General features: G+C 65.6%; 4 protein-coding genes. All 4 read right to left on the reverse strand.

The genetic code is table 11. The features are described 5' to 3' along the window. Positions 1 to 7: 7 nt before the first annotated feature. The gene (gene murD / locus ACUVTU_RS13000) at positions 8 to 1,405 is read right to left on the reverse strand and encodes a UDP-N-acetylmuramoyl-L-alanine--D-glutamate ligase (RefSeq protein ID WP_445890380.1); all 1,398 of its coding nucleotides are present in this window, start codon (positions 1,403 to 1,405) and stop codon (positions 8 to 10) included. Positions 1,406 to 1,591: 186 nt separating this feature from the next. Beyond that, positions 1,592 to 2,584, reverse strand: coding sequence for a phospho-N-acetylmuramoyl-pentapeptide-transferase (gene mraY, locus ACUVTU_RS13005; protein WP_445890381.1), 993 nt, complete (start codon positions 2,582 to 2,584; stop codon positions 1,592 to 1,594). A 124-nt stretch (positions 2,585 to 2,708) separates the two neighbouring features. After that, entirely contained in the window at positions 2,709 to 4,187 is a 1,479-nt protein-coding gene (locus ACUVTU_RS13010; RefSeq protein ID WP_445890382.1) for a UDP-N-acetylmuramoyl-tripeptide--D-alanyl-D-alanine ligase, read from the reverse strand. 51 nt (positions 4,188 to 4,238) lie between these two features. After that, on the reverse strand, positions 4,239 to 5,738 hold the full coding sequence (locus ACUVTU_RS13015) for a UDP-N-acetylmuramoyl-L-alanyl-D-glutamate--2,6-diaminopimelate ligase (protein WP_445890383.1): 1,500 nt from the start codon (positions 5,736 to 5,738) through the stop codon (positions 4,239 to 4,241). Positions 5,739 to 6,042 lie beyond the last annotated feature (304 nt).

A 6,042-nucleotide genomic window follows, 5' to 3' on the forward strand; every position in this document is an offset into this window, starting at 1 on the left:
CTGCGGCTCAGCCGGCGCCCGGCGTGTCCGCCGGCGGGGCGGCCTCCGGCCCGGCCAGGGCGCGCACCAGCTGTTTGAAGTGCTCGCCGCGCTCTTCAAAGTTGCGGAACATGTCCCAGCTGGCACAGGCCGGTGACAGCAGCACCACATCGCCCGGCCGGGCGGCCCGGCGGGCCAGTTCCACTACCTGGCGGTAGTCCGCAGCTTCGTAAACCGGGCTGATCCCGGCCTGACGGGCCGCCTGGATGATCTCCCGGCGGCATTCGCCCACCACCACCAGGGCGCGCAGTTTGGGCGCGGCCTGCTGCAGCAGGGGCAGGAAGTCGTTGCCCTTGTTGCGGCCGCCCAGAATCAGCACCAGCGGCCGGTCGTAGGCGGCCACGGCCTTGCTGCTGGCATCCGGGTTGGTGCCTTTGGAGTCGTTGACATAGAGCACGCCGTCGATTTCGGCCACACTTTCCAGGCGGTGGGGCACCCCGGAGAAGTCGCGCAGCACTGCGGCCAGGGTAGCCGCCGGCACGGAAAGGGCCAGCATGGCGCCCAGGGCGGCCAGAGCGTTTTCCAGATTGTGCTGGCCGGGCAGGCGGATCTGGCTTGCCGGCATGATCTCCTGTTCCCGGCCGCCCAGGCGGGCGATCACCCGGCCCTCCCGGACAAACACTCCCTGCTCCAGGGTATGCCGCCGGCTGAAAAATATGACCCGGGCCCGGGTGTTTGGGGCCATGGCTCTGGTCCAGGGATCGTCGTGGTTGAGCACCAGATAGTCTTCCGGACCCTGGTTCAAGGTAATGCGGGCCTTGGCGGCGGCGTAGTTTTCCATGCTGCCGTGCCGGTCCAGGTGGTCGGGAGTAAGGTTGAGCACCAGCCCCACCCGGGGGCGGAAGGTAAGGGCGGTTTCCAGCTGGAAGCTGGAAACCTCGGCCACAATCAGGTCGCCGGGACCGTAGTTTTCCACTTCCTCCACCAGGGGCAGACCGATGTTGCCGGCTACCAGGGTACGCCAGCCCGCCGCCCGGCTCATCTCGCCCAGCAGAGTGGTGGTGGTGGTTTTGCCGTTGGTGCCGGTTACCGCCACTACCGGCGCCCCGGTCACCCGCCAGGCCAGCTCCAGCTCACCCCACAGGGGCAGGCCGTACTGCCGGGCCTCCTGGAGCGGAGGTTCGCTCAAAGGCACGCCCGGGCTGGTGATCACCAGGGTGTAACCGCCGCCGGCCACAGGCGGGTATTCCCCCAGCGCCAGCCGGGCGCCTTTTTGCTGCAGTTCCTGCAGGACCGGCGGGCCGGGAGGATTGATGTTTTTGTCAGTCAGAGTGACGGCGGCACCGTGCCGCAGCAGAAAGCGGGCCGCGGCCTGGCCGCTCTTGCCGGCACCTACCACCAGTATGTTTTGTTCCTGCCAGTTCATGTTATGTTGATCGTTCCTTTCTCACTTCTCACTTCTCGATTGCGCAGCAGTGTCCACGCTCGCTGGACTGCGCAGCGACGGCACTACGGCGCGGCTGCGGGCCGTGCCTGTGTGTTACCGTTGCCCCGTAAATCGCTCGCTTTGGACAGCTGCCGCGACAGGATTACATCTTCTAAAGCTGTCCGCTCACAAACGGTACGCCCCCAGCAGGGCCAGCACACACAGCAGCAGCGTCAAGGCGCTAAAAGCGCCCACCACCCGGTTTTCGCTCCAGCCGCCCAGCTCGAAGTGGTGGTGCAGGGGGCTCATGCGGAACACCCGCCGGCGGAATTTCTGGTAGCTGATCACCTGAATGATCACCGAAAGGGCTTCCAGAGCATACACTCCACCGGCCAGCAGCAAAAAGAGCTCGGCCTGCAGCAGGATGGCCGCTGCGGCCAGAGCACCCCCCAGGGCCAGCGAGCCGGTATCGCCCATGAATACCCGGGCCGGGTGACGGTTGTAGACCAGAAAACCCAGACAGCCGCCCAGCAGGGCGGCCATGCTCACGGCCACACCGCCCTGACCTTTCAGCACGGCCAGCAGGGCGAAAAAGGCGCTGACCAGCGCGGTGACACCGGCCGCCAATCCGTCCAACCCGTCGGTCAGGTTGACGGCGTTGGCGGTTCCCACGGCTACCAGCAGAGCGAAGGCGGTATAAAATACCGCGCCCAGTTCTACGGAGACGCCGCCGGAAACGGCAAAACCGCTAAAAGGGAGAATTACCCGGCTGCCCCGCTGCAGCAACAGCAGCGCCAGGACCACCAGCAGCAGGGAAACCAGCAACTGGCCCAGCAGTTTTTCCCGGGCCCGCAGCCCCAGGGAGCGGCGGCGCACCACCTTGATGAAATCGTCGGCAAAGCCCACCAGAGCGAAGCCCAGCAAAGCCAGCAGCACCAGCCAGGCCGCGGGCTCTCGCCAGGCCAGCGCCAGAGTGGCCGCCGTGCTGCCCAGCACGAACATGATCCCGCCCATGGTGGGCGTACCGGCCTTGCTCTGGTGCCGCGCCGGCCCTTCGTGGCGAATCTGCTGGCCGAATTTAAGCCGGGTCAGCCAGGGGATGAGAAAAATGCCGGAAAAAGTTGTGATCATGAAAGAAAGCAATAGCGGTTTGAGCAGTATGAGATAGTCCTGCCACATGGTGGTTCTCCTTGTGTCAATGATAGACAGCGCTGCGGCCTGCCGGCTCTGCAGCGTATTTTTTTAATTTGCCCAGCACGTCCGCGGATGTTAATCCCGCGCCAGCCCCCATCCGGCACTGCCATTAAAACAGTTCCAGTACGCGTTCTAAGCGCATACCCCGGGAACCCTTGAGCAGCACACAGTCACCGGCCTTAAGCAGCCCGGTCAGGTGCGCGCAGGCGGCTTCCAGAGAGGGGAAATGCACCACCCGTGCAGCGGGCAGTCCGGCCTGCACCGCCGCTTCCGCCAGGTGGGCCACCGCCTGCCCCACAGCCACCAGCCGGTCCAGGCCGCACTGCGCGGCCAGGCGGCCTATTTCCCGGTGGGCCGCCTCGGAAAACGCCCCCAGTTCCAGCATGTCGCCCAGCACGGCTACCCGGCGCCTGCCCCCACTGTACAGGGGCAGTGCTTCCAGAGCGGCCCGCATGGAGGCGGGGTTGGCGTTATAGGCGTCATTAATAAATTTGATCCCGGACTTTTCCACAATCTCCTGCCGCATGGCCGACAGGCTGGCCCGGGCCAGACCGGCCTGAATCTCCTCCGGGGATAGTCCCAGCAAACCGGCCACCGCCACGGCCGCCAGCGCGTTGACCACCTGGTGCAGTCCAGGCAGAGGTATCGAGTAGGACTGCTCGCCCTGCGGGGTGGTCAGGGTGAAACGGCTGCCCTCCTCGGCGGACTGCCAGTGCAGCAGCCGGAAGTGGCAGTGCGGGCTTTGCCCAAAAAAATATACGCGACCCGGGCAGAGCCCGGCCAGTTCGGGCAGGTGGGGACTGTCGCCGTGCACCAGGGCAAAGCCCTTTTCCGGGATGTGCTCCAGCAGCTCGGCCTTGGCCCGGGCCACCGCCTGCGGTGATCCCAGCCTTTCAATATGCGCCTGTCCGGCATTGGTGATGATGCCGGCATCCGGCCGGGCCACCCGGCAGAGAGCGGCAATCTCCCCCCGGCCGCGCATGGCCATCTCCAACACCGCCATGTCGTGTTCCGGAGCCAGCTGCAGCAGGGTCAGGGGCACGCCCAGTTCGTTGTTGTAGTTTCCCGAAGTTTTCAGGACCCGGCCGCGGCCGGCCAGGGCGGCGGCCAGCAAATCCTTGGTGGAGGTTTTGCCCGTGCTCCCGGTTACCGCCACCAAAGGCCGGTTCCAGCGCTCCCGGCGGGCGCGGGCCAGCGCCTGGAGGGCGGCCAGTACACCGGGCACCAGCAAAACCACAGAGTCGTCCGGCAGACCGGGGACAGGACGGGCCAGCACCAGCAAAGCGGCGCCCTTTTCCCGAGCCTGGCCGGCAAACTGGTGGCCGTCAAAATTCTGCCCAGCCAGAGCAAAAAAAGCCTGCCCCGGAGCAACGCGGCGCGAATCGGTACTCACACCGGTGCAGGGAGCCTGCAGGATGGGATACCCTTCCAGCAGCGACAGCCATTCCGGCTGGGAAGCGGCCGGCGCCGGCAGGTTGATCGCGGTGCCGCCGGGCAACAGCAGGCGCAGCGCCGTGGCCCCGCTGCCCACCCGCGGCAGGCAGCGCCAGATATCCAGAATAACCCGGGCGATGGTGGACTGCAGCACGTAATTTCCTCCATTAAATGTATAATATGTTTATTTTGCCATTATGGACCATTACCGGCCGGACTGCCCGGCCAGCCTTTCCTGCAGCGCCGCGGCAGCTTCTTCCCGGTCGTCGAAGTGATGTTTGGTGGTACCAATGATCTGGTAGTCCTCGTGTCCCTTACCGGCAATCAGCACGGTATCACCACTGCGGGCCAAAGCGATGGCCCGGCGGATGGCCTGCCGGCGGTCGGGGATAACCAGGTACTGCTGCGGCGGCAGCAGCTGGCTGACGCCCTCCTCCACCTGGCGGATAATTTCCAGCGGATCTTCGGTGCGCGGGTTGTCCGAGGTGAGCACGGGCAGGTCGCTGAGCCGGGCCGCCACCCGGCCCATGAGGGGGCGTTTGCTTTTGTCCCGGTCACCGCCGCAACCAAAGACGGTAATCAGGCGGCCGGCCGTGATCTGGCGGGCGGTTTGCAGCACGTTTTCCAGCCCGTCCGGGGTGTGGGCGTAATCCACCACCACGGCAAAATCCTGTCCCCGGTCCACCAGCTCGAAGCGGCCGGGCACGCCGGACACGCTCTCCAGAGCCTGCCCACAGAGCTGCGGATCGATACCCAGAGCCACCCCGGCAGCAAATGCGGCCAGGGCGTTGTAGACATTGAACAGGCCCGTGAGGGCCAAACGCACCCGCCCCACCGGCCATTTGCCGGCAATGGTGAAAGATACTCCCCGCGGCGTTACTTCAATATCCCGGGCCTGTACATCGGCCGGTTGGTTTACAGCATAAGTGAGCACCGGCACGTCACCGGCAGCAGCGATCACCTGCGGGGCATGAGGATCATCCAGATTGACCACCGCCCGGCCCGCCGGTTTGCCGCGGCTCCGGGCCAGTCCCTCAAACAGGCGCAGCTTGGCTGCCAGATATTCCTCCATGTTGCGGTGAAAATCCAGGTGATCGCGGGTCAGGTTGGTAAAAACCGCCACGTCGTAGTCACAGCCGGCCACCCGCTCCAGGACCAGGGCGTGGGAACTCACCTCCATGGCCACACCCGCCACTTGGGCCTGCACCATGCGGGCCAGCAGAGCCTGCAGGTCGGCGGCCTCGGGAGTGGTGTGCTGGCCGGGACACACCTGCTGGTCAATCAAATTGTGAATGGTACCGATCAGCCCGGCCCGCCAGCCGGCCCGGCGCATGATCTGGTACACCAGGCTGGTAGTGGTGGTCTTGCCGTTGGTACCGGTAACGCCCACCATTTTCAGCTGCCGGGCCGGCCGGCCGTAAAAATTGGCCGCCGCCAGCGCCTGGGCCCGGCGGCTGTCGGCCACCACCACCCGGGTTACGCCGGGGGGCAGGGGCAGCTCCCGCTGCAGCAGCACGGCCAACGCCCCGCGCTGCACCGCGGCGGGGACAAAGTCGTGCCCGTCCTGCTTCAGGCCGGGAATGGCCACGAACAGTCCGCCCGGCTGCAAACGGCGGGAATCATAGTAGATGCCGCTGACCTCCACATCCAGGGAACCGGTGCAGGATACTGGTTCTATGTCGCGCAGTATTTCTCGCAGTTGCATGATTACAGGACTCCTTTGGAAAAATTGCCCGGCTTTTGTGCCGCGGACGGCGGGTAAAACAGTCATCTATATAGTATAGCCACTGCGGGCATTTGACAATCGCGGGTTGCGCCCGGACACTGCCATGTCTGGCTGGTCGGTAACAAGTGGGCGCGCCAATCCCGCTTCTTACGGGTACGCATCCCGCGCTCGGGCGCGCCAATCCCGTGCGAGCCCGTCCGGAGCACCGGCTGCAGCACCCGGCGAGGCTGCGGTAGCGGGCCGGGAGGCGCGGACAGGACGTCCGCGCCAGCCCCGGTTGAGA

The sequence above is a fragment of the Desulfurispora sp. genome, assembly GCF_052744395.1.